Origin of the sequence: Arthrobacter sp. NPDC090010, from assembly GCF_044748305.1 — a bacterium.
In the GTDB taxonomy this organism is placed as follows: Bacteria; Actinomycetota; Actinomycetes; order Actinomycetales; family Micrococcaceae; genus Arthrobacter_E.
Genome location: NZ_JBIVFT010000002.1, coordinates 283888 through 305495, shown reverse-complemented (window position 1 = coordinate 305495; position 21608 = coordinate 283888). Strand labels below are relative to the sequence as shown.

Annotated in this window: 22 protein-coding genes and 3 tRNA genes; 17 read left to right on the top strand and 8 right to left on the bottom strand. The window is 65.5% G+C overall.

Going from position 1 to position 21608, the window contains the following annotated elements; genetic code table 11:
* Positions 1-51: 51 nt before the first annotated feature.
* On the top strand, positions 52-861 hold the full coding sequence (locus ACIPXZ_RS04250; protein ID WP_400590885.1) for an isocitrate lyase/phosphoenolpyruvate mutase family protein: 810 nt from the start codon (positions 52-54) through the stop codon (positions 859-861).
* Here the strand turns inward: ACIPXZ_RS04250 and ACIPXZ_RS04245 are convergent, their stop codons facing one another.
* Positions 862-1614, bottom strand: a complete 753-nt coding sequence (locus tag ACIPXZ_RS04245) for a YoaK family protein (protein ID WP_400590884.1) — start codon at positions 1612-1614, stop codon at positions 862-864.
* A 173-nt stretch (positions 1615-1787) separates the two neighbouring features.
* On the opposite strand from ACIPXZ_RS04245, the gene ACIPXZ_RS04240 reads away from it, so the two are divergent.
* Positions 1788-2345: a dihydrofolate reductase family protein gene (locus ACIPXZ_RS04240; protein ID WP_400590883.1), complete on the top strand. Its 558-nt coding sequence runs from the start codon at positions 1788-1790 to the stop codon at positions 2343-2345.
* 51 nt (positions 2346-2396) lie between these two features.
* Here the strand turns inward: ACIPXZ_RS04240 and ACIPXZ_RS04235 are convergent.
* Positions 2397-2469 (bottom strand) — tRNA-Arg (locus tag ACIPXZ_RS04235).
* A gap of 149 nt (positions 2470-2618) precedes the next feature.
* Between ACIPXZ_RS04235 and ACIPXZ_RS04230 the strand changes: the two genes are divergently transcribed.
* The 3 genes from ACIPXZ_RS04230 (at position 2619) to ettA (ending at position 5685) form a co-directional block, all read left to right on the top strand.
* Positions 2619-3236 (top strand): single-stranded DNA-binding protein, encoded by a 618-nt coding sequence (locus tag ACIPXZ_RS04230; protein WP_400590882.1) that lies wholly within the window; start codon positions 2619-2621, stop codon positions 3234-3236.
* A gap of 146 nt (positions 3237-3382) precedes the next feature.
* Positions 3383-3925, top strand: coding sequence for a DUF6993 domain-containing protein (locus ACIPXZ_RS04225; RefSeq protein WP_400590881.1), 543 nt, complete (start codon positions 3383-3385; stop codon positions 3923-3925).
* Between the two features lie 77 nt (positions 3926-4002).
* A complete protein-coding gene (gene ettA / locus ACIPXZ_RS04220) occupies positions 4003-5685 on the top strand; it encodes an energy-dependent translational throttle protein EttA (protein WP_400590880.1) in 1683 nt (560 codons plus the stop codon).
* A gap of 98 nt (positions 5686-5783) precedes the next feature.
* Here ettA and ACIPXZ_RS04215 read toward each other — a convergent pair whose 3' ends face one another.
* A complete protein-coding gene (locus ACIPXZ_RS04215; protein ID WP_400591091.1) occupies positions 5784-6665 on the bottom strand; it encodes an acyl-CoA thioesterase in 882 nt (293 codons plus the stop codon).
* Positions 6666-6849: 184 nt separating this feature from the next.
* Here ACIPXZ_RS04215 and ACIPXZ_RS04210 point away from each other — a divergent pair, with 184 nt between their 5' ends.
* Positions 6850-7347 carry an acyl-CoA thioesterase gene (locus ACIPXZ_RS04210; protein ID WP_400590879.1) on the top strand — a complete coding sequence of 166 codons (498 nt, stop codon included), beginning with the start codon at positions 6850-6852 and terminating at the stop codon, positions 7345-7347.
* 68 nt (positions 7348-7415) lie between these two features.
* On the top strand, positions 7416-8126 hold the full coding sequence (locus ACIPXZ_RS04205) for a hypothetical protein (RefSeq protein WP_400590878.1): 711 nt from the start codon (positions 7416-7418) through the stop codon (positions 8124-8126).
* Between the two features lie 96 nt (positions 8127-8222).
* Here ACIPXZ_RS04205 and ACIPXZ_RS04200 read toward each other — a convergent pair whose 3' ends face one another.
* Both ACIPXZ_RS04200 and ACIPXZ_RS04195 read right to left on the bottom strand, forming a co-directional pair.
* Positions 8223-8660, bottom strand: a complete 438-nt coding sequence (locus tag ACIPXZ_RS04200) for a globin (RefSeq protein ID WP_400590877.1) — start codon at positions 8658-8660, stop codon at positions 8223-8225.
* 6 nt (positions 8661-8666) lie between these two features.
* Positions 8667-9266, bottom strand: coding sequence for a mechanosensitive ion channel family protein (locus ACIPXZ_RS04195; protein WP_400591089.1), 600 nt, complete (start codon positions 9264-9266; stop codon positions 8667-8669).
* A gap of 126 nt (positions 9267-9392) precedes the next feature.
* Here ACIPXZ_RS04195 and ACIPXZ_RS04190 point away from each other — a divergent pair, with 126 nt between their 5' ends.
* Positions 9393-10376, top strand: coding sequence for an NAD-dependent epimerase/dehydratase family protein (locus tag ACIPXZ_RS04190; RefSeq protein ID WP_400590876.1), 984 nt, complete (start codon positions 9393-9395; stop codon positions 10374-10376).
* 15 nt (positions 10377-10391) lie between these two features.
* Here the strand turns inward: ACIPXZ_RS04190 and ACIPXZ_RS04185 are convergent, their stop codons facing one another.
* Complete coding sequence (locus ACIPXZ_RS04185; RefSeq protein ID WP_400590875.1) at positions 10392-10862, bottom strand: OsmC family protein; 471 nt, start codon at positions 10860-10862, stop codon at positions 10392-10394.
* Positions 10863-10962: 100 nt separating this feature from the next.
* Entirely contained in the window at positions 10963-13515 is a 2553-nt protein-coding gene (pepN, locus tag ACIPXZ_RS04180; RefSeq protein WP_400590874.1) for an aminopeptidase N, read from the bottom strand.
* 126 nt (positions 13516-13641) lie between these two features.
* On the opposite strand from pepN, the gene ACIPXZ_RS04175 reads away from it, so the two are divergent.
* From ACIPXZ_RS04175 to ACIPXZ_RS04165, 3 genes are all read left to right on the top strand, one after another.
* Entirely contained in the window at positions 13642-14652 is a 1011-nt protein-coding gene (locus ACIPXZ_RS04175; RefSeq protein ID WP_400590873.1) for a hypothetical protein, read from the top strand.
* A gap of 64 nt (positions 14653-14716) precedes the next feature.
* Complete coding sequence (locus tag ACIPXZ_RS04170; protein ID WP_400590872.1) at positions 14717-15211, top strand: ribose-5-phosphate isomerase; 495 nt, start codon at positions 14717-14719, stop codon at positions 15209-15211.
* Positions 15211-16101 (top strand): Fpg/Nei family DNA glycosylase, encoded by an 891-nt coding sequence (locus tag ACIPXZ_RS04165; protein WP_400590871.1) that lies wholly within the window; start codon positions 15211-15213, stop codon positions 16099-16101. The genes ACIPXZ_RS04170 and ACIPXZ_RS04165 overlap by 1 nt, the downstream gene beginning before the upstream one ends.
* Positions 16102-16225: 124 nt before the next feature.
* Here the strand turns inward: ACIPXZ_RS04165 and ACIPXZ_RS04160 are convergent.
* Positions 16226-16296: transfer RNA gene (locus ACIPXZ_RS04160), tRNA-Gly, on the bottom strand.
* A gap of 118 nt (positions 16297-16414) precedes the next feature.
* Here ACIPXZ_RS04160 and ACIPXZ_RS04155 point away from each other — a divergent pair.
* The 6 genes from ACIPXZ_RS04155 (at position 16415) to ACIPXZ_RS04130 (ending at position 21582) form a co-directional block, all read left to right on the top strand.
* Positions 16415-16489 (top strand) — tRNA-Pro (locus ACIPXZ_RS04155).
* 89 nt (positions 16490-16578) lie between these two features.
* A complete protein-coding gene (gene tig / locus ACIPXZ_RS04150) occupies positions 16579-17928 on the top strand; it encodes a trigger factor (protein ID WP_400590870.1) in 1350 nt (449 codons plus the stop codon).
* 235 nt (positions 17929-18163) lie between these two features.
* Positions 18164-18757, top strand: a complete 594-nt coding sequence (locus ACIPXZ_RS04145) for an ATP-dependent Clp protease proteolytic subunit (RefSeq protein WP_400591088.1) — start codon at positions 18164-18166, stop codon at positions 18755-18757.
* 27 nt (positions 18758-18784) lie between these two features.
* Positions 18785-19444 (top strand): ATP-dependent Clp protease proteolytic subunit, encoded by a 660-nt coding sequence (locus ACIPXZ_RS04140; RefSeq protein WP_400590869.1) that lies wholly within the window; start codon positions 18785-18787, stop codon positions 19442-19444.
* 195 nt (positions 19445-19639) lie between these two features.
* Positions 19640-20917: an ATP-dependent Clp protease ATP-binding subunit ClpX gene (gene clpX / locus ACIPXZ_RS04135; protein WP_400590868.1), complete on the top strand. Its 1278-nt coding sequence runs from the start codon at positions 19640-19642 to the stop codon at positions 20915-20917.
* Positions 20918-20970: 53 nt separating this feature from the next.
* Positions 20971-21582, top strand: a complete 612-nt coding sequence (locus ACIPXZ_RS04130; RefSeq protein ID WP_400590867.1) for a disulfide bond formation protein DsbA — start codon at positions 20971-20973, stop codon at positions 21580-21582.
* The last annotated feature ends 26 nt before the right edge of the window (positions 21583-21608 follow it).

Genomic DNA, 21608 nt, shown 5'->3' with positions numbered 1-21608 from the left:
CCGCGTGGGGCCGGCCCCTGCGGACCGTCTTGGAAATGACATAGTGGTGCCATGTCGACTCAGTCCGATCTCGCGGTTCTCTTCCGCACGCTTCATGTCCCCGGTACACCTCTGGTCCTGCCGAACGTGTGGGACGCCGTGTCGGCCCGTTTGGCGGAGGAAGCCGGAGCCAAGGCCATCGCCACGACGAGCGCCGGGCTCGCCTGGTCTCTGGGCGCTGCGGACGGGCACCGGCTGAGCCGCGATGACGCTCTTCTGGCGGCGGAGCGGATCATCACGGCCGTGGACGGACGGCTTCCGGTGACGCTCGACATCGAGGACGGCTTCGCCGCCACCTCGGACGAGCTCATGGTGACGATCCGCAGAGTGGTGGACCTCGGCGCCGTCGGCATCAATCTGGAGGACTCGCTGCGTCCCGTGGCTGAGCAGTGCGAACGGATCGCGGCGGCCCGCGCCGTCGCGGACGCCTCCGGAGTTGCGCTGTTCATCAACGCCCGCGTCGACACCCACCGACTGCTCGGGGACCGCGAACGCTGGCTCGCCGAGAGTCTTGAACGCGGCCGGAGGTATGCGGCGGCGGGTGCCGACGGCGTCTTCCTGCTCGGAACCCTCGACGCCGACGCGGTGCGCAGCGTCGCGAGTGGGCTGCCGGTTCCATTGAATGTCGCCGTGGACGAGCAGACGCTTGACGTCGGTGCGCTGGCCGCGGCCGGCGTCGCACGGGTGAGTGCCGGTTCGGCGATCGCGGAGGCGGCGTATGCGCTCGCGTCACGCGCGAGCCGTGAACTGGTGGAGCAGGGAACCTCCGCGACCTTGGCGGGCCGCACTTCCTGGTCCGCCCTGAACGGCCTGTTCGGCTGATCAGGACCTGGGCGACACCCAGGGGCCGGTCGAGCCGGCGGAGCGGGCGGCGAGAAGCGTCACTCCGAGCAGCAGGAGGGCGGAGCAGATCAGGACCCAGCGGCTGAGCCCGGCCTGAATGAGCAGGACGCCCACCAGCCCTCCGGCGAACATGGCCAGGACCGACAACATGCGTCGGCCCGCTCTGCTGTTCTTCCCGCCGGCCAGGGTGCTGTCCGAACCGATCCCCGTGATGGTGAGGGTCAGCACCGTCGTGGTGAGATCCGGGACGGCCAGGGTGCGGGCGGTTGCGTTCTGAAGGCCCATCGCGATTCCGAGCAGAAGGATCAGGACTCCCAGGAGGGCTCCCTGGTAGGACTGCCCGGTGGCGGGTGCGGGCACGACGAGGGTGAGAACGACGGCGAGGAGCAGCAAGCCGCATTGCGTTGCCGCGGCCGTGCGAAGATGCCGTCCACGGTGCTCGCCGGCCGCTGCTGTGATCCTGCCGCCGAGGAACGCTCCGAGGAAAAAGGCGGCGACGGCCAGCAGAGACGCCCACCAGATGAAGCCCGGGGCCCCGCCCAGGGCGAAGGAGAGGAACACGACGTTGCCCGTCATGTTCGCGACGAACACCCTGCCCAGTTCGAGGTAGCTGAAGGCGTCGACGAGCCCGGTCACGACTGTCAGGATCACGAGCATCGGAGCCAATGGCCCATGCGGGTCATCGGCCCGGGGTTTGAGCATCCGCCACGCTTCCAGCCAGTGGTACTTCATGGCATGGTCCGGGACGCCGGCGGCAAAGGGCGATGGGGGAGTGTCACGCTGCGATTGTACGCAGCGGAGAGGAATCGCCGGTGCCCCGGGGGCTGATCTCTTCAGCCCTGCTGGTATTGCCCCAAGCCGTCGCGATGAGATGGTGGTCTCATCACCAAAGGGAGGAGCAGAACATGGCGAAGCTCATCTACTCGATGATCACCTCGCTCGATGGCTATGCCGAGGCGACAGAGGGCGGTCTCGGAGACGGTGCCGAGGATCCGGAGGTGCACAGCTTCATCGGGGACCTCTTCCGCGACGTGGGCACCTACCTTTATGGGCGGCGGATGTACGAGACCATGGTCTTCTGGGAGACCGCCCACACCCTGCCGGATGCGCCGCCGCACATCGTGGAGTACGCGCGGGACTGGCAAGCCGCGGAGAAAGTGGTCTATTCGACGTCGCTGGAGTCCGTCTCGAGTGCGAAGACCCGCATCGAGCGCAGCTTTGACCCTGATGAGGTCCGGCGTCTGAAGGCCGAGTCGGATCACGACCTCACGGTGGACGGTCCCAACCTCGCAGCCCAAGCGATCAGGGCCGGTCTGGTGGACGAATACCACCTCTTCGTCACCACAAGCGTGGTCGGTGGCGGGAAGCGGTTCTTCCCGGAGAACGTCCGGCTGGACCTGATCCTCGACGGCACCCGTTCCTTCGACAACGGCCTGGTGTACCTGAAGTACCGGAAGCGCTGAGCATGCAATGCGGGCCCGGTCCACAGACCGGGCCCGCATTGCATATCCGGGTGCCCCTGGAGGGAATCGAACCCCCGACCGTCGGATTAGAAGGCCGCTGCTCTATCCTCTGAGCTACAGGGGCCTGCCGGGAAAGCCCGGCGGCGCATCGAGTCTACCCGAATCTGTGGATGGACGGCTCGGGACGTTGTCCACATGAGAGGTCCTCTTCGCTGCTGCGGTGGTTTTCTGCTCCAGGCTGGCTGTATCAGCCATTCGAGAGGAGAGAACATCATGGCGGACAGCATCACGATCCGGGGGTTCGTCGCCGGCGAGGTCAGGCCAGGGGTCACCAGCGGCGGCGTCAACACGGCGAGCTTCCGGATGGGGTCCACGGACCGGCACTATGACCGTGCGACCCAGCAGTGGGTGGACGGGGAGACCAATTGGTTCACCGTCCAGGCGTACCGGCAGCTTGCCGGGAACATCGCAGGCAGCGTCAGGAAAGGGCAGCGAGTGGTCGTCCTGGGGCGTCTGAAACTGCGCCAGTGGAGGAACGACGAGGGGAAGACGTTCCACGTCGCCCAGATCGAGGCGGAGAGCATCGGCCATGACCTCAGCTGGGGCACGGCCAACTACCAACGGAACTCGTCGTTGGCCGCCGTCGTAGCACTCGCCGCGGCGAAGGATCCCGGCGAGGACGGGCCGGATGAGGCTGTGGAACAGTCGGACGGTGCTGTCCTGGTCGACGGGATGCGCGTCGATCCGGCAACGGGCGAGGTCGCAGGGCATCGAGATGCGGAATCGGTTGGTGGGCCAGGCGGCGGAGACGGACCGGTGACGGATTCGTCCCGGGATGCGGTTACGTCGGAGCGCGGTGGTGAGGAGACGGAGTACAGCGACGCCGCCTGAACAGGCCGGCCGAGTCGGAGGTGACGCCGGGTGGTCACGGAGTGAGGGACAGCGGGCGTTCCCTCCGCCCGCTGTCTCTTCAGTCGAGGCCGCTGTCCCTGCAGCCGTGGCCACTGTCTCTTCAGCCGGACATGGCAGAATGGCGCATGATGCAGCGAGCTACTTTCCCCCAGCCCAGCGCCATGGCGGTCACAGGTGACGCCGTGGTCTCACGCCGGATGTCCCGTGCCATGGGCTCAGTGGGACTCGTCCTGGCTGCGTTGATGCTGGCCGCTTGCTCGTCGTCGCCGGTGGTCGCTTCGGATGGCGCCTCCGGCTCCTCCGAAGGAAGTTCTTCTGCGCAGTCGGTTCCGGCATCGCATCCCGTCGAACCCACCGCCACACCTCCAAGTGCGGCGGAACAGGCTCGTCGTGCGGTTCAGGAGGCCGTGCAGAAGAGCCTCGGAGGTGTCTCCAACCCGAGCTCCGACGCCCTGCGCGCCGCCATCTCCGGGGCCGCACCCAAGGGTGCTGCGGTCCAGGTCAGCCACTCCACCACACCGACAGGGCTGCAAGCGGACTCGCTGGTCGGGGCTGCAGTGGTGGCGAAGGGAAGCTGTGCTTTCGTCTACGTGAGGGATGGGAAGATCAGCTCGGCGTTGCTTCCGGTGCTCGCGGACGGAAGTTGCTTTATCGGGGACCAGCACTGACGATCCAGAGACTGCGCCGGCCGGTGCCTCAGAAACGAAATAGGACTTAGCCGGGCTGACGCACTAGATTTAAGGTCATGGCGGAATTCATTTACACGATGACCAAGGCCCGCAAGGCCGTTGGTGACAAGGTCATTCTCGATGACGTCAGCATGTCGTTCTTCCCCGGTGCCAAGATCGGCGTCGTGGGACCCAACGGTGCTGGCAAGTCGACCATCCTGAAGATCATGGCGGGTCTGGACACCCCCTCCAACGGCGAGGCCCGGCTGAGCCCCGGCTACTCCGTCGGCATCCTGCTCCAGGAGCCTCCCCTCAACGAAGACAAGACCGTTCTCGGAAACGTCCAGGAGGGCGTCGCTGAGATCTACTCCAAGGTCCAGCGTTTCAATGAGATCTCCGAGGAGATGGCCAACCCGGACGCCGACTACGACGCTCTTCTGGAGGAGATGGGCAAGCTCCAGGAAGCGATCGACGCCGCTAACGCCTGGGATCTCGATTCCCAGCTGGAACAGGCGATGGACGCACTCCGTTGCCCGCCCGCCGACGCTGACGTCAAGGTGCTCTCCGGTGGTGAACGCCGCCGCGTCGCGCTCTGCAAGCTGCTCCTCCAGAAACCCGACCTGCTGCTGCTCGACGAGCCCACCAACCACCTCGACGCCGAGAGCGTGCTCTGGCTGGAACAGCACCTGAGCAGCTACGAAGGTGCCGTCCTGGCCGTCACCCACGACCGTTACTTCCTGGATCACGTGGCCCAGTGGATTTGTGAGGTCGACCGCGGGCGCCTGTACCCCTACGAAGGCAACTACTCCACTTACCTGGAGAAGAAGCGCGCCCGTCTCGAAGTCCAGGGCAAGAAGGACGCCAAGCAGGCGAAGCGCCTGGCCGAGGAACTCGACTGGGTCCGATCCAACGCCAAGGGTCGCCAGACCAAGTCGAAGGCCCGTCTGGCCCGGTACGAGGAGATGGCGGCGGAGGCTGAACGGACCCGCAAGCTCGACTTCGAAGAGATCCAGATCCCGCCGGGACCGCGCCTGGGCAACCTGGTCATCGAAGCGGATAAGCTCCGCAAGGGTTTCGATGACCGCGTCCTGATCGACGGCCTGTCCTTCTCCCTGCCCCGCAACGGGATCGTGGGTGTCATCGGCCCCAACGGCGTCGGCAAGTCCACGCTCTTCAAGACCATCGTCGGCCTCGAACCCCTCGACGGTGGCGATCTGAAGATCGGCGAGACCGTCAAGATCTCCTACGTCGATCAGAGCCGTGGTGGCATCGACCCCGAGAAGACCCTTTTCCAGGTCGTCTCCGACGGCCTGGACTTCATCCAGGTCGGCCAGGTCGAAATGCCCTCCCGCGCCTACGTCGCAGCCTTCGGTTTCAAGGGCCCGGACCAGCAGAAGAAGGCCGGAGTGCTCTCCGGTGGTGAGCGAAACCGCCTCAACCTGGCGCTGACTCTCAAGCAGGGCGGCAACGTGCTGCTGCTCGATGAGCCCACCAACGACCTCGACGTCGAGACGCTCAGCAGCCTTGAGAACGCGCTGCTCGAGTTCCCGGGCTGCGCCGTCGTGGTCAGCCACGACCGCTGGTTCCTGGACCGAGTGGCCACGCACATCCTGGCCTACGAAGGCACCGAGGAAGACCCGGCGAACTGGTACTGGTTCGAGGGCAACTTCGAGTCCTACGAAGAGAACAAGATCGAGCGCCTGGGCGCAGAAGCGGCCCGTCCGCATCGCGTCACGCACCGTCGTCTGACCCGCGACTGAGCGCATCACGCACAGCACAAGGGCCGGTGACCACGGGAACCCCGTGGTCACCGGCCCTTGTGCTGTGCGTTCTTGGATGCAGGACAGTCCTGAGAGCCTCAGAGCTCCGGAATGCGCACCATGCCCTCCTGCGCCACGGATGCCACCAGAAGCCCCTGACGGTCATAAATCCGTCCCTGGGCCAGACCACGCGAATTCTGGGCGCTGGGGGAGTCCTGGACATACAGGAGCCACTCGTCGGCGCGCACCGGGCGGTGCCACCACATGGCGTGATCCAGGCTCGCCACGCTCATCCCCGGCTTGCTCCAGGCGAGCGAGTGGCGGCGCAGGATCGGTTCCAGAAGGGTGTAATCGCTCGCGTAGGCCAACGCGGCGCGGTGAAGGGCGGGATCGTCGGGCAGCCGGTCGAAGGTCCTCATCCACACGGCGTTGCGGCTGCTGACCTCAGGGTCTGCGGAGAGGTAGAGCGGCGCGTCGATATGCCGGATGTCGAAAGCGCGTTCCAAGGCCCAGTAGCGCGCCACCGGGTGATCGATGCCGGCCAGCAGATCTGCGGTGGTCGGCAGCGACTCGGGCTCGGGCAACCCCGCCGGCATCGCCTCGGAATGCTCCACGCCGTCGTCTGGCGTCTGGAACGACGCGATCATCGAAAGGATCGGGACCCCGCCCTGATAGGCGTGGACACGCCGCGCCGAGAAGGACTTTCCGTCCCGTAGCCGCTGCACACCGAAGGTGATGGTCTCGTGAGAGTCCCCGGCTCGGAGGAAGTAACCGTGCATGGAGTGGACAGCACGCTCCGGGTCCACCGTCCGCCCCGCCGCCATGAGCGACTGGGCCAGGACCTGACCGCCGAACACCCTGCTGCGAGGCTGCTCGTGCACAGGCCCTACGAAGATGTCCTCGTCAGTGCGGATGCCGTTGAAATCGTCCAGTTTCAGGAGCTTGAGCAGCTCCTGGGTCGCCTTACGGCCGGCCTCCATCGGCCTGTCGCCGGGGACGGAGGAATTCAGGGTCTCGCCACTCATGCTGCTGACTCTACTCAGTGCAATCGGAGCCCATCAAGCGAGCCGACGCAGCCCCGGCAACCGTCACGGAACCGGACGAAGCCGTCGCTGAGGTGCGTCGACACGGTGTCCGAGGACGCATCTGGAAGAATGCCATGACATGAGTGCACGTGCCGGTTTGAGTTTCCCTGTCCAGATCCGCTTCGGAGACATCGACAGCTACGGTCACGTCAACAACGTGGTCTACCTCTCCTATCTCGAGGACGCCCGCGTCCAGCTGATCCACCGAACCCTGGGCGGAGATGCCGGCGCCGGTGCCGTGGAGGAGGACACGTTCCATGATCTGGTGGGCGTGGAGAATTTCACCCTCGTGGCCCGGCATGAGATCGAGTACGTGCGCCCCTTGCTGTTCCGTACCGAACCCGTCCAGGTGAACATCTGGGTCACGGGCATCGGCGGTTCCAGCTTCGACTTCGGCTATGAAGTGGCCGAGCCCGATGGTTCTGCCGTGTACGCGCTGGCGGCGTCCGCAATGGTCCTGGTCGGCCGTGAGAGCGGAGCGCCTGTTCGGCTCAGTCAGGCGCAGCGCCACGCCCTGGAACGGTGGAGCGGAGAACCGGTGCCATTCCGGCGTCGCGCAGCGGCGACCCGCCGGTGACCGGCTCAGACTGAGATGTATGACACGGGCCGCCCCGCAGAGCGGTGCGCGACGGTAAAGTCCTTGGGGTGCAAGCACCCACCGTCTCCGTCCCGGAACAGCTCGAATTCAGTGATGCCCGCGACCTCGCGGACCTGAAGAACTTCGTCACCCGTGCGAAATCGATTCAGGATTCAGGGGTGCGTCTGCAAGCCTCCGGGCCGGTGCTCCTGGCATCGGTCTGCGTGTTGCGCCCAGCGCTCCTCGGGGAGGCCACTCCGACGGTTCTGGGGCTGCGAACCATTGCCCTGACGACCGGCGTCGAACTCGACGTGACCGTCCCGCTTTCGGCAGTCCTGGACCGGATCGCCCGTGACCCGGAGGCTTCGCATCTGGACGTCCCCCCGACCACCGTCCGGGAATCGTGGGCCGGTGTGAGCGTCCCCAAGGGGCCCTGGGAGCCGGTTGCCTCGATCGGGGCCGCCGCCCTGCGCACCGCGGCGGAGGACGGAATCTCTCGTGTCGCAGGCGTCCTGCCGGACAGTCCGGGTGCCTTGATCGTCAACAACGCCCGGGCGACGGTCTGGGGCGAGGAGTTCGACGGCGCGTGGAGCCTCGCACCGGGCGCGGATCCGACGGCGTATCGAGGCTTTCCCAGGGGTGCGGCCTTCGCGGCTCACACGCTCGGTTTCCTCACCGAGGGGAGCGCGGCCCTGCTCTTCCGCCACGGAACCTGGTGGCGGCTGAGCACTCCGGCCGGGCACGTTCTGGTACGCCGCGCAGCGCTCCTGCAGGACTGAAACGTGCGGGACTGAAACCTGCAGAACCGAGACAGAACAGGAAACGGTCCTGGCCCAGGGGCCAGGACCGTTTCCTGTGAAGAGATCCGCCAGGACTCAGCTGGGGGTGTTGAGCAGCGAATGCGCCGCCCGCTCCATGTAGTCCCAGAGTGTCGCTTCGTGCAGGGGAGGCAGCTCCAGCGCATCCACCGCCTTGCGCATGTGAAGCAGCCAACGGTCCCTGGCCTCCGCCGTGACGGCGAACGGCATGTGCCGCATGCGCAGCCGGGGATGGCCGCGCTCTTCGCTGTAAGTGCCCGGGCCGCCCCAGTACTGTTCGAAGAACATGGTCAGCCGGCGCTTGGCCGGGCCCAGGTCCTCCTCGGGGTACATCGGCCGGAGGAGTTCGTCCTCAGCCACACCCTCGTAGAAGACATCCACGAGTCTGACGAATGTTTCATGGCCGCCGATCAGCGCATAGAAGCTGTCCGTGTAATCGGGCTGGGAGAACGGATCATTGCGCATGAGCTGCGGGCGTCCTTCCGGGGTGAGCATGGAGCGTCAGTTCCCTTCCTGCGTCGCGGGGTCCTCCTGCGGCGGGACATAGTTGCCCTGGGAGCGATTCCCCACCCTCATGATCTCACCATTGCGCAGGTACCAGATGGTGCCGTCCTCCGCCTCGACCTTGGTGATGCGCAGGCCGACCGCCTTGACGGTCCCTTCCACCTCACTGGTGACGATGTGATCGCCGATCCCGTACTGGTCCTCCAGGCTGATGAAGATACCCGCCAGGTAGTCGCGGATCAGCTGCTGCGATCCGAAACCGATGGCGATGCCGACCACTCCGACGCTGGCGAGCAGGGGCGCGATGTCGACCCCGAAGGCCTTCAGCACGTAGAAGATGACGATCACAGTGATGACCACGGTCACCACGCTCGTCAGGAGAGAGCCGATGGTGCGGGCGCGCTGCTCCCGGCGCTGACTCTCCAGGGCTTGGAGCGCGGGCGCCACCCAGCGGAACCGGCCCTTGTTGAGAACCCCGATGCCCTTGGCGATCCGCCGGCTCACCCTGCGGATCAGAAAGGTCGAGAGCGCCCAGACCAGCACTCCGACAAGGATGACGGTCCCCACCTCCCAGAAGTTGACGGGTGCTCCCGTCATGACGATCGCCGCCTCTCCTCCGGAACCTGTCCTGACTGTCATGAAGTCCTTCCTGCTGCTGATACTGCTGATCCGCCGTGGGCTGAACCCATGGCTCCCACAACCCTAGCGTCGTAGCCTGAACGCATGCGCATAGCCATTCTGGGAGGAACCGCATTCCTGTCCGCGGAGCTGGTACGCCAGGCCGTGGAGGCAGGACACGAGACGCACGTCCTGGCGCGAGGAGCCAGTGGTGCCGTGCCGGACGGTGCCCGGTGGCACCGGGGCGACCGGGACTCCGGACCGGCCGCCTTCGACACGCTGCACGGTGAGTTCGACGCCGTCGTCGATGTCACCAGGCAGCCCCATCACGCGGCCTGGGCGCTTGAGGCCGTGGGGGCGAGAGCGGCCCATTGGACCCTGGTGTCGAGTTGTTCGGTTTACGCCGAGCATGACCGGCCCGGCGGGGACGAGTCCGAAGAACTCCTGGAGCCGCTCGCCGCAGGGCAGCCGATGACATCCATGGAGGAGTACGGGGCTGCCAAGGTCCGGTGTGAACTGGAGGTCCTGCAGTCGCTCGGTGAGCGGGCGCATGTGAGCCGCCCGGGTCTCCTCGTGGGTCCGGGCGACCCGAGCGACCGCTTCGGCTACTGGCCTGCGCGGCTGTCCCAGGGCGGACGGCTCCTCCTGCCGCGTGGAGAAGTGTCCAGCGTGCAGTACCTCGATGTGAGGGACTATGCGGCTTTCCTCCTCCGGGCGGCGGAACAGAAGCTCACAGGAATCCTCAATGCCTCCGGGGTCTCGCGTCCCTGGGTGGACGAGGTGGCCGAATGGCTGCGGCTCTCCGGCTTCGACGGCGAGCTGACGGTGGCCGAGGACTCCTGGCTCGAACAGCACGAGGTGCAGCCCTGGGCGGGCCCGGACTCGCTGCCGGTGTGGCTCCCTGCCGGGTACGAAGGTTTCATGACACGCACCGCGGACGGTGCCTTCGCAGGCGGCCTGCATCAGAGGCCGCTGGCGGAGACCTGGGCGGACACCTTGGCGTGGGAGCGTTCCCAAGGCTTGGAACGGACCCGGAAGGCCGGGCTGAGCCGGGACGCGGAGGAGCGGCTTCTCGGCCTTCTGGACTGAAACGCGCCGGCCCCGTCAGGCGCGCGACGCCGGACGGTGGTGCACGGGGAAGTTCACGCTGTTGGCGATGAAGCACAACCGGTTCGCTTCATGGTGCAACTCGTCCGCGAGAGCCAGCTGAGAGGGGTCGGAGACGGTCACCTGGGGGTTCAGCGTGACTTCTTCGAACTGCCCGCTTCCGTCCCGGTTGAGCCGCATCGTTCCCGTGGCGTGATCCCGGTATGCGGTGACCACCACCCCGCGCTGAACCGCGACGTGAAGGTAGGACAGCATGTGGCACTGTGCCAGGGCCGTGAGGAGGAACTGCTCGGGGTTGTACCGTTCCGGATCCCCGTGGAACGTGGGATCCGCTGACCCGGGCAACTCGGGCAGGCCCGGCAACTGCACCACGTGATTGCGCGAGTAGCCCCGGTAACTTTCGGTCCCCGTTCCCAGGTTCCCGGTCCAGTCGACGGTCACGTCGTAGTGATGAAGATCGATCGCCATGCACTCAGCCTAGACGCCGGGCCGGAACGACGGCGGGTGGCCACCCCGTCTGAGGTGACCACCCGCCGTCGTCGAGCCGTTTCAGTTGCCGTGGGCAGGCTCAGAGGTCCGCAGCCTGAGCGCGCAGAGCGCGTTCCACGGCGTCACGGCTCTCCAGCAAGGTCCTGCGCAGAGCGGCGTTGTCGCCGTTGAGACCGTCGAGGAACTCGTTCGTCCGGTCCACGGTGCCCTGGACCGTCTGGTACGACGGGTAGAGCCCCACGAGGATCTGCTGGGCGAGGGCGAGCGTTCGGTCCTTCACCACGGACGGAACCGCGTCGAAGAACTTCTCGGCGTAGGGTTCCAGCAGGGCGGAGTCGTGCACCCGGGTGAAGCCGCTGACCGCGGATCCCTGCAGCGCATTCGAAAGCGAGCCCTCCACCACGATCTGCTGCCACGCCTCGGCCTTGGCTTCGGGCGTCGCGATGGCGGCCTTGGCCAGAGCTGCCGCGTTCTGGCCACTCGCGGTGTTGTCCCGCTCCAGTTCCGCGTCGATCTCGGCGCGTCCGGCTCGGCCGCCGACCACCAGCGAGGTGAGGAGCTCCCAGCGCAGATCCTGTTCGACGGCGAGTCCCGGGATCTCCCGGCTGCCGTCCAGGATCTCCGCGACGCCGTCGAGCTGTGCCTGGCTGCGGGCATGCAAGGCGAAGGCCTTGGTGAACTGAAGCTGGTTGTCGCTGCCGGCTGCGGCGTTCTCGGCCAGGACCAGTAGAGCGTCCGCTGCGTCGATGATGCTCTGCTCCCGGTGCTCGGGAGCGACATAGAAGCCCAGCGTGGTCGCCAGCTGCCGGAGCTGGACCAGGATCACCGAGGAGTCCGTCTCCGCTCCGATGTTGTTCAGGATGAGCTTGAGGTACTCGCGTGCCGGGGCTTCGGCATCCCGGGCCGCATCCCAGGCGGAGGCCCATACGAGGGTCCGGGGGAGCGACTCGGAGAAGGCGGAGAGGTGCTCCTGGGCGTAGGCCCAGGACGCGGGATCGAGGCGGACCTTCGTGTAGGCCAGGTCATCATCGTTGATGAGAATCAGGCCCTCGTGGCGGTGCCCCACCAGTTCGGGCACCTCGGTGCGTTCGCCGTCGACGTCGAGTTCGAGGCGACGGGTGCGCTTCAGGCGGCCGTCTTCATCCTGACCGTAGACGCCGATGGCCAGGCGGTGCGGGCGCAGGGTCGGGTGCTGCTCCGGAGAAGTCTGCAGGAGGGTGAAGGACTCGATGGTGCCGTCCTCGGTGAGCGTGAGCTCGGGGCGGATGGTGTTGACTCCTGCCGTCTCCAGCCAGAGCTTCCCCCAGGTGCCGAGATCGCGGCCGCTGGCCGCCTCAAGTTCCACCATGAGGTCATCCAGCACGGTGTTCTTCCACGCGTGCTTGGCGAAGTAGGCACGGACACCTGCCATGAACTCCTCCTGGCCCACCCAGGCGACGAGCTGACGCAGGACGGAGGCGCCCTTGGCGTAGGTGATCCCGTCGAAGTTGACCTCGACATCCGCCAGATCGTTGATCTGAGCGAAGATCGGGTGCGTGCTGGGCAGCTGGTCCTGACGGTAGGCCCACGACTTCTCCACGGAGGCGAAAGTGGTCCAGGCGTGGGTGAAGGATGTGTTCTCCACTGCAGCGAGGTGCGACATGTACTCGGCGAAGGACTCATTGAGCCAGAGATCGTTCCACCAGCGCATGGTCACGAGGTCACCGAACCACATGTGGGCGAGCTCATGGAGTACCGTGATCGCACGGCGCTCCACCTGGGCCTGCGGAACCTGGCCGCGGAAGACGTAGCCTTCCAGGATGGTGACGGCTCCCGCGTTCTCCATGGCACCGGCATTGAACTCCGGGACGAAGAGCTGGTCGTACTTCTCGAACGGATACGCGATGCCGAACTGCTTCTCGAAGAACTCGAAGCCCTGGCGGGTCAGTTCGAAGATGTTCTCCGCATCCAGATACTGCATGAGGGACTTCCGGGCGAAGACACCCAGAGGGACAGTGCGGCCCTCAGCGTTGACGAGCTCGCTGCGGACCGACTGATAAGGCCCGGCGATCAAAGCTGTGACGTACGAGGAAAGGCGCGGGGTCGGCGCGAAGCTCCACCTTGCGCGGGCCCCGCCGTCCTCGCCGGCCGGCTGGGGCTCGGGCTCAGGGGTGGGGGAGTTGGACACCACGTCCCAGTGGGCCGGGGTCGTCACCGTGAAGGTGAACGTCGCTTTCAGATCCGGCTGCTCGAACACGGCGAACATGCGGCGGGAGTCCGGGACCTCGAACTGCGTGTACAGGTAGACCTCGCCGTCCACCGGATCCACGAAACGGTGCAGCCCCTCTCCGGTGTTCATGTACGGGGCCTCGGCCACCACCGTGAGTTCGTTCTGGGTGGCCAGCCCGGGAAGCTGGATGCGGATGCCGTCGGAGACCTCGGCAGGGTCCAGCTCACGGCCGTTCAGGGAGATCCTGGAGACTGAATCGGTCACCGCGTCGATGAAGCTGCTGCTTCCCTCGACGGCACTGAAGCGCACGGTGGTGGTGCTCCCGAAGACCCGCTCGCCTCGTGTGAGATCGAGATCGACGGCGTAAGAGTCGACCGAAAGCACGGAGGAGCGCTCCTGTGCCTCGGCCCGGGTGAGGTTCATTCCTGGCAAGATGTGCGCCTTTCCTTGCATTCCTGGGGAGAAGCGGCCCGAGGCCACCGTGAAACTAGTGTTTCACAACTATGCCCGCTGACCGCTCGTCTCCGCCAGAGGGTAGCGTGAAGAACTATGGAGAACCCAGGCGAGGACGAAACGAGACGCCGTCGTGACGGCTCCGTGGACTGGAAGACGCTGCGCTTCGCCCTGGGCTTCCCCCTGCTGGTGGCGGCAGCGTTCGCGCTCGCGTCCGGTACCTTGACCGCTCGTCTGCCCTCCGCCGTCGCATTCCGCTGGGAAGCCTCCGGAGGGGTCGCCTTCACGGACTTCGCGTCCTACCGGCTCGTGTCCGCGCTGCTCATCGTCGTCCCGCCATTGCCGTTCCTCCTCCTGGCCGCCATCACGACCTTCCCTGTCCTGATGCGCAGGATCATGCTTTCCATCGGCATCTCCCTGAGTCTTTTCCTCTGCACCGCTGCGGCTGCGGGGCTGGCCGGGCAGCTGGATGTCCCGGACGCCCACGCGTCGCATGTCGACGAACTCGTGCTCCTCCTGGGTACTGGTGGTGCCGTGGCTCTCGGGCTGCTGGTGCACTACGTCTATGCCCCGGCAGCTCAGTGGGACCCCAAGGATGACAGGGCGCTGCGCGAGGAACTGGAAGCCCTCGCGTATCCAGAGCTCGCCGCGGCCGCCCGTCCGGTCTGGGCCAGGCCTCGTAGTTCCGTCCTCGTCATGGCCGCCTTGCTCGGCGTTTTCCCGGCGGCCTTCCTGAGCATTCTGAGTCCGTGGATCGGCCTCGCCGTGCTCGTGCTGGATCTCCTCTGCTGCATTCTGCTGCTCCTGAGAATCACCGTGACCCGGAAGGGTCTCGGGATCAGGGTCGGTGGATTGGCTCCGGCGGCGTGGGTTCCTGCTGAGCGGATCTTCACAGCGGAAGCGTTGCGCGCCAAGGCTTCGGACTACGGCGGCTGGGGCCCCAGAAGCGGGCCATGGGGCCGGAGTCTTCTGGTCACGAGCGGTCCCGCTGTCATGGTGCGTCTGCTCCCAGTGGAGCAGGGGGAGAAACTGGTCTTCTCCGCCCCGAGTGACGAGACTGCGGAACGGCTCGCGGCCGCCCTCCGCAGCCTGAACCGCCCCGCGTAACGCAGCCGGCCGACGGGTAGGCTTGGAGGCGACAAGTTCCCCTCGAAATCCACCGGAGCCCCACGTGACCGACACCGCCGTCAAGCCCCGCGTCCACATCGCCACAGACCACGCCGGAATGGAGCTGAGCGCCCACTTGGTCGAGCACCTCTCGGCGCAGGGCTACGAGGTGATCGATCATGGCCCGGCCGAATACGACGCACTGGATGACTACCCGGGCTTCTGCATCAACGCGGCTCTTGGCGTCATCGCCGATCAGGAGGCGGGCGTGCATGCCCTGGGCATCGTGCTGGGCGGTTCCGGCAATGGCGAACAGATAGCAGCCAACAAGGTCAAGGGCATCCGCGCGGCTCTGGCGTGGAACGATGCGACGGCGCGGCTGGCCCGCGAGCATAACGACGCCAACGTCGTCGCCGTCGGCGGCCGTCAGCACAGCGTCGAGGAGGCGACCGCTCTCATCGAGGCATTCCTCACTGAGCCGTTCAGCCACGACGAGCGCCATGTCCGCCGTATCGGAAAGATCGCCGACTACGAGCAGACCGGGCAGGTTCCGGCCTAGTGCCCGAAGGGCATTCGGTCAGGCGACTGGCCATCCAGTTCAATGATGTCTTCTCCGGCAGGCGTTTGGCGGTGAGCAGTCCTCAGGGGCGCTTCGCCGCCGGCGCCGCGCTCTTGGACGGCCGCACCTTGGAACAGGCACAGGCGCACGGCAAACAGCTCTTCCTCGGTTTCGAGGGTGGGCTGTGGCTGCATGTCCACCTCGGGCTCTACGGCGCCTGGGAGTTCGGCGGGGACGGCACATTCCGTGGCGCTTCCAGCATCGGCGCTCCTCGCCGTATCGGCGAACGGGAGAGCCGCGACGACGGCGGTGGCGACTACTCGGGCCCTCCGGTCCCGGTGGGGGCGGTTCGCGTGCGGCTGGTCAGTGATCATGGCTGGGCGGATCTGCGGGGCGCGAGCCGTTGCGATGCCATCACGGAAGCCGAAGCCGCGGCGGCGCGGGCCAAGCTGGGCCCGGATCCACTGCACAGGGGCTTGCCGGGCCACGAGCAGGATGGCCCGGAGTTCGGACGTCGGCTCCGTTCGCGACGCACCGCGGTAGGCCAGTTGCTGATGGACCAGTCCGTGGTCGCCGGAATCGGAAACATTTACCGTGCTGAGCTGTTGTACCGGGCGGGGATCGATCCCTTGAGGCCCGGGACGGCCCTGACTGCCGCTGAAGCGGAGGCTCTCTGGGTGGATGCGGAAGATCTGCTGGCCGACGGCGTCCGGGACGGCCGGATCATCACGACCGCGCCGGACAGCTGGGCCGGGGAGAACCCAAGAGATGACGAGGCATTCCACGTCTATCAGAAGCAGGGAATGTCCTGCCTTCGCTGTGGGACCGCCATCGCGCTAAAGGAAATGGCGGGCCGAAAGCTCTATTGGTGCCCTGGCTGCCAGCTCTGATCTGAGAACACGGGGTCACTTAGGGCCCAATAATCCCATCCGATCGGGCCCTAAGTGACCCCGCGTTCCGCGATTAACAACGAAACCCTCCGGTCCTGAGACCGAAGGGTTCGCTGTAACGGAGAGGGGACGACGGGAATCGAACCCGCGTAATCAGTTTGGAAGACTGAGGCTCTACCATTGAGCTACGTCCCCGTTGCGGGTTTGAGCTTAACAGCCGACGGGGCCGATGGCAAAACGGACGCTCCCGGGGTGCGGTGATCCCGATTTAGGGATTGACCGCCCGAGGCCTATAGACTGTCCTCTGCACTACCGGGGTGTAGCTCAGCTTGGCTAGAGCGCCTGCTTTGGGAGCAGGAAGTCGCAGGTTCAAATCCTGTCACCCCGACTCTGCGCACACATGAGCCATCGGTGCGTTCTACAGCAATCCGGCGGCGCAGAACTGAATCCAGACACCAAATCAGGAGAACGAACGCCGTGAAGAGCGCTGTCGAGAACCTCACGCCCACCCGGGTCAAGCTCACCGTCGAGGTCCCTTTCGAGGAACTCAAGCCCAGCATCGACGAGGCTTACAAGACCATCGCCACCCAGATCCAGGTCCCGGGTTTCCGTAAGGGCAAGGTTCCGTCCAAGCTGATCGACCAGCGCGTCGGCCGCGGCTACGTCCTGGAGACCGCCATCAACGACGGCCTCAATGGCTGGTACCAGCAGGCGGTCACTCAGACGGAGATCAACCCGCTGAGCCGTCCCGAGGTCGAGATCACCGAGGTTCCGGATCCGTCCGCAACCGACGGCGAGCTGAAGTTCCAGGTCGAGGTCGACATCCGTCCTCAGGTCGAGCTGCCGGATTACGCAGGCCTCAAGGTCGAGGTCGCCGCCGCAGAGGCCGGCGAGGACGACGTGGTCAAGGCTCTGGACGAGCTTCGTGGCCGCTTCGGCACCCTCGTCGCCGCCGACCGCCCGGCCGCCGACAAGGACTTCATCACCATCGACATCACCGCCAGCATTGACGGCGAAGAGGTGGACACCGCCAGCGGCCTGTCCTACCAGGTGGGTTCCGGCACCATGCTCGACGGCCTGGATGAGGCTGTCACCGGCCTGTCCGCCGACGAGGACGCCGTGTTCGACACCAAGCTGGTCGGCGGCGAGCACGCAGGCAAGGATGCCCAGGTTAAGGTCCTCCTCACCGCTGTCAAGGAGCGCGAGCTCCCCAAGGCTGACGACGACTTCGCTCAGCTGGCTTCCGAGTTCGACACCATCGAGGAGCTCCGCGCCGACCTGGCGACCAAGGCCTCTGAGGGCAAGCTCGTCGAGCAGGGCGTGGAAGCTCGTGACAAGGTCCTGGACAAGCTCGTTGAGCTGATCGAGGTCCCGGTTCCCGAGTCCGTCATCACCGAGCAGGTCGAGCAGCACTTCTCCGCAGAGAACAACTCGGGTGAGGATCACGACACCGAGGAGCACCGTGCCGAGGTGACGGCCAACTCGGAGCGCGCCTTCAAGAACGAGATCATCCTGGACGCCATCGCGGACAAGGAAGAGGTCGGTGTTTCCCAGAACGAGCTCATCGACTACCTGGTGAGCACCTCTGCCCAGTACGGCATGGACCCGAACCAGTTCGCCCAGATCATCGACCAGGCCGGCCAGGTGCCGCTGATGGTCGCCGAGGTCCGCCGCCGCAAGGCGCTGGCCGTCGTTCTGGGCCAGGCGGAGGTCGTCGATTCCGAGGGCAAGGCCGTCGATCTGAGCGATTTCGTCAAGAGCCGTGACGAGCTGGCCGCCGAAGCCGCCGAGGTGGCTGCTGAGGAAGCCGAAGACGCCAAGGCCTGACTGAGCACGACGTCGACTGTTCAGCGTCGTCGGACGCTGAGAGCCTGTGAAAGCCGCCGGGGAGACCCCGGCGGCTTTCGGCGTTCCTGGCGGCCCGGTGCGCCTAAAGCGAACAGGGCCGTTTTGGCGAACAACAGGCCGTGGAAAACGGTTAGTGTCCAAGTAACCGAAATCCGTTTGCAGCCATCCACGAAAGAGGTAGGCAATCATGTCACAGCAAACACCGGCACCGCGCATGGCGAGCGTTGACCCTGCAGGGCAGGACAACTACATCTACAACCGCCTGCTCAAGGAGCGCATCATCTGGCTCGGATCCGAGGTGCGTGACGAGAACGCCAATGCGATCTGCTCCCAGCTCCTGCTCCTCTCCGCTGAAGACCCGGAGAAGGACATCTACCTCTACATCAACTCCCCGGGTGGTTCGGTGACGGCCGGCATGGCCATCTACGACACCATGCAGTTCATCCCGAACGATGTGGTCACCGTGGCAACCGGCCTGGCCGCCTCGATGGGACAGTTCCTGCTCTCCTCCGGCACCAAGGGAAAGCGTTATGCCACCCCGAATGCCCGGATCCTCATGCACCAGCCGTCCGGCGGGATCGGCGGCACCGCCTCCGACATCAAGATCCAGGCCGAGCTGATCCTCCACATGAAGAAGGTCATGGCCGAGCTGACCGCCGACCAGACCGGTCAGAGCGTGGAGACCATCCTCAAGGACAACGACCGCGACAAGTGGTTCACGGCGAAGGAGGGCCTGGAGTACGGCTTCTTCGACAAGATCGCCGAGCACGCGGCCTCGGTCCCCGGTGGCGGCGGAACCAACAAGTAACGGACAGATTCTCAAGGAGACACTGCAATGAACTACAACTTCGGTTGGTCCGCCGGGAACCTGCCCAACAACCGCTACGTGCTGCCTCAGTTCGAAGAGCGCACGCCGTACGGCTTCAAGCGCCAGGACCCCTACACCAAGCTCTTCGAGGACCGCATCATCTTCCTGGGCGTCCAGGTCGACGACGCGTCCGCCGATGACATCATGGCCCAGCTGCTGGTCCTTGAGTCCACGGATCCAGAGCGTGACATCACGCTGTACATCAACTCCCCGGGTGGTTCGTTCACCGCCATGACGGCGATCTACGACACGATGCAGTACATCCGTCCGGAGATCCAGACGGTCTGCCTCGGCCAGGCTGCCAGCGCCGCCGCGGTCCTTCTGGCAGCCGGCACGCCGGGTAAACGGCTCGCCCTGCCGAACGCCAGGGTCCTCATCCACCAGCCCGCCCTCTCCGGCGGTCAGGGCGGACAGGCGTCGGATCTGGAGATCCAGGCGAATGAGGTCATGCGGATGCGTTCCTGGCTCGAAGAGACGCTTGCTCAGCACTCGGGACGCAACGCCGATCAGGTCAACCAGGACATCGAGCGCGACAAGATCCTGACCGCAGCGGAAGCCGTTGAATACGGTCTGGTGGACCAGGTTCTGGATTCCCGCAAGGTGAAGCGCAGCGCGATCGCCCGCTGATCCGGCACGCCGTCGGGGCCGAGATCCTGCCGTCGAGGAACCTGTCACGAAGACGATTCGTGACAGGTTCCGGCGGGGGACTCGCCCCGGCGGCGTTCGTCTTGGGCCAAACTGTCGGGCCCCTGGCATAGAGTGGAAAGACATAGAGAACCCGGTGAGGATCGTCACCGGGCGCGCGACGAAGGGATTGCCCTGATGGCCCGGATTGGTGAGAGCACGGATCTGCTCAAGTGCTCTTTCTGTGGCAAGAGCCAGAAGCAGGTGCGCAAACTGATCGCAGGACCCGGTGTCTACATCTGCGACGAGTGCATCGAGCTCTGCAACGAGATCATCGAAGAGGAGCTTTCGGAGGTCAAGGACCTCGGGCCCATGGAGCTGCCGAAACCCCTTGAGATCTTCGATTTCCTCCAGCAGTTCGTGATCGGGCAGGAACCCGCAAAGCGTGCGCTCTCCGTAGCGGTCTACAACCACTACAAGCGCATCCGTTCCGGGGGAGCGGCCAGCGGCCTGGGCGAAGGGCTCGAGGACGTCGAGGTCGCAAAGTCCAACGTCCTCCTTGTCGGCCCCACCGGTTGCGGCAAGACATACCTTGCGCAGACGCTTGCGAAGCGTCTGAACGTCCCGTTCGCCGTGGCCGACGCCACGGCCCTGACCGAGGCCGGCTACGTCGGTGAGGACGTCGAGAACATTCTGCTCAAGCTCATCCAGGCTGCTGACTACGACGTCAAGAAGGCTGAGCAGGGCATCATTTACATCGACGAGATCGACAAGATCTCGCGGAAGAGCGAGAACCCTTCCATCACCCGCGACGTTTCGGGTGAGGGTGTGCAGCAGGCTCTCCTGAAGATCCTCGAAGGAACCGTCGCCAGCGTTCCTCCGCAGGGCGGGCGGAAGCACCCCCACCAGGAATTCATCCAGATCGACACCACGAATGTCCTCTTCATCGTCGCCGGTGCCTTCGCCGGTCTTGAGGAGATCATCGGCTCCCGTGCGGGCAAGAAGGGCATCGGTTTCGGTGCCCCGCTGCACTCGGCTGAGGATCATACGGACAATTACGCCGATGTCCTGCCTGAGGACCTGCTGAAGTTCGGCCTCATCCCCGAGTTCATCGGGCGGCTTCCCGTCATCACGAGTGTGTCCAATCTGGACCGTCCGGCACTCATCCGGATCCTCACGGAACCGCGTAATGCGCTGAGCAAGCAGTACCAGAAGATGTTCCAGTTGGACGGTGTCGAGCTGGAGTTCGAGACCGAAGCGCTGGAGGCCATCGCGGATCAGGCTCTGGAACGCGGCACCGGTGCCCGCGGCCTGAGGGCGATCCTGGAAGAGGTGCTCCTGCCGATCATGTTCGAGCTTCCGAGCCGTGAGGACGTGGCGACCGTGGTGATCACCAAGGAGGTCGTCACGGACAAGGCGGAACCCACGGTCATCAGCCATGAGGTACGCAGCAAGCGCAGGAACAAGTCGGCCTGATCAGGGGTTCCCCTTTCAGGCCCTTTGGGCGACGCCACATCGCAAGGAGAAACATGAGCACCGAACAGCAGCGCGCCGATTTCTGGTTCGACCCGGCCTGTCCTTTCGCCTGGGTGACCAGCCGATGGATCGGCGAGGTCGAGCAGGTGCGTCCGATCAGCGCCCAGTGGCACGTCATGAGTCTGTCGGTGTTGAATGAGGGGCGCGAGCTCTCCGCTGACTACCGGGCCTTCGTGGACCGTGCGTGGGGCCCGGTCCGGGTGATCATCGCAGCCGCTCAGCAACACGGTGAGCAGTACATCAAGCCCCTGTATGACGCGATGGGCACCCTGATTCACCACGACGGGAACAAGGACTACCCGGACGTCATCGCCAAGGCGCTGGCGGAGGTGGGTCTTCCGGCTGAGCTGGCGGCTGCGGCCGATACGGACGAGTTCGATGGCGCCCTCCGTGCTTCCCACGAGGATGGCATTTCGCGTGTCGGCCAGGACGTGGGGACGCCTGTGGTGGCCTTCAACGGGACTGCGTTCTTCGGCCCCGTGCTGACCCGTATCCCGCGAGGCGAGGAAGCCGGCAGGATCTGGGACGCTTCGGTGACCCTGGGCGAATACCCGTACTTCTTCGAATTGAAGCGCAGCCGCACGGAGAGCCCGCGTTTCGACTGACTCGGTGAGAAGCGGGACCATACGAC

Bases quoted from the DNA above. Each gene is read 5' to 3' on its own strand.
- ACIPXZ_RS04195 (WP_400591089.1), bottom strand. From the start codon at position 9,266: ATGACGGGAGCACCCGTCAACTTCTGGGAGGTGGGGACCGTCATCCTT.
- ACIPXZ_RS04250 (WP_400590885.1), top strand. From the start codon at position 52: ATGTCGACTCAGTCCGATCTCGCGGTTCTCTTCCGCACGCTTCATGTC.
- ACIPXZ_RS04210 (WP_400590879.1), top strand. From the start codon at position 6,850: ATGAGTGCACGTGCCGGTTTGAGTTTCCCTGTCCAGATCCGCTTCGGA.
- ACIPXZ_RS04190 (WP_400590876.1), top strand. From the start codon at position 9,393: ATGCGCATAGCCATTCTGGGAGGAACCGCATTCCTGTCCGCGGAGCTG.
- clpX (WP_400590868.1), top strand. From the start codon at position 19,640: ATGGCCCGGATTGGTGAGAGCACGGATCTGCTCAAGTGCTCTTTCTGT.
- ACIPXZ_RS04130 (WP_400590867.1), top strand. From the start codon at position 20,971: ATGAGCACCGAACAGCAGCGCGCCGATTTCTGGTTCGACCCGGCCTGT.
- ettA (WP_400590880.1), top strand. From the start codon at position 4,003: ATGGCGGAATTCATTTACACGATGACCAAGGCCCGCAAGGCCGTTGGT.
- ACIPXZ_RS04200 (WP_400590877.1), bottom strand. From the start codon at position 8,660: ATGCTCACCCCGGAAGGACGCCCGCAGCTCATGCGCAATGATCCGTTC.
- ACIPXZ_RS04225 (WP_400590881.1), top strand. From the start codon at position 3,383: ATGATGCAGCGAGCTACTTTCCCCCAGCCCAGCGCCATGGCGGTCACA.
- ACIPXZ_RS04240 (WP_400590883.1), top strand. From the start codon at position 1,788: ATGGCGAAGCTCATCTACTCGATGATCACCTCGCTCGATGGCTATGCC.
- ACIPXZ_RS04140 (WP_400590869.1), top strand. From the start codon at position 18,785: ATGAACTACAACTTCGGTTGGTCCGCCGGGAACCTGCCCAACAACCGC.
- ACIPXZ_RS04215 (WP_400591091.1), bottom strand. From the start codon at position 6,665: ATGGAGGCCGGCCGTAAGGCGACCCAGGAGCTGCTCAAGCTCCTGAAA.
- ACIPXZ_RS04145 (WP_400591088.1), top strand. From the start codon at position 18,164: ATGGCGAGCGTTGACCCTGCAGGGCAGGACAACTACATCTACAACCGC.
- ACIPXZ_RS04175 (WP_400590873.1), top strand. From the start codon at position 13,642: ATGGAGAACCCAGGCGAGGACGAAACGAGACGCCGTCGTGACGGCTCC.
- pepN (WP_400590874.1), bottom strand. From the start codon at position 13,515: ATGAACCTCACCCGGGCCGAGGCACAGGAGCGCTCCTCCGTGCTTTCG.
- ACIPXZ_RS04185 (WP_400590875.1), bottom strand. From the start codon at position 10,862: ATGGCGATCGATCTTCATCACTACGACGTGACCGTCGACTGGACCGGG.
- ACIPXZ_RS04245 (WP_400590884.1), bottom strand. From the start codon at position 1,614: ATGAAGTACCACTGGCTGGAAGCGTGGCGGATGCTCAAACCCCGGGCC.
- ACIPXZ_RS04230 (WP_400590882.1), top strand. From the start codon at position 2,619: ATGGCGGACAGCATCACGATCCGGGGGTTCGTCGCCGGCGAGGTCAGG.